Below are 247 nucleotides of genomic sequence, written 5' to 3' on the forward strand. Positions count from 1 at the left end.
GGCAACGCAAGCCTGACGATCGATCGCAAGACCGGACTGGTCGACGGCTATGCCCGCGGCGGTACGGTGCTGGCGACCGGCGGCGCGCCGCATTTCTGGCGCGCGGAAACCGACAACGACACCGCCAACGGCGTCATCGCCCTGGTCGGGCCGTGGAAGGGCTTCAACGACGAGCGTCAGGTGCGCTCGGTTGCGGTGCGCAAGACCGATGCGGGGGCGGAGATCGTCGTAGATCACGAGATGGGGG

1 protein-coding gene is annotated in these 247 nt (G+C 68.4%); it reads left to right on the forward strand.

Going from position 1 to position 247, the window contains the following annotated elements:
- On the forward strand, positions 1-247 hold a 247-nt coding region (locus AC0IYH_RS33215), incomplete at both ends, for a beta-galactosidase small subunit-related protein (protein ID WP_471838659.1).

This window comes from Pseudomonas sp. AC463, from assembly GCF_979253585.1.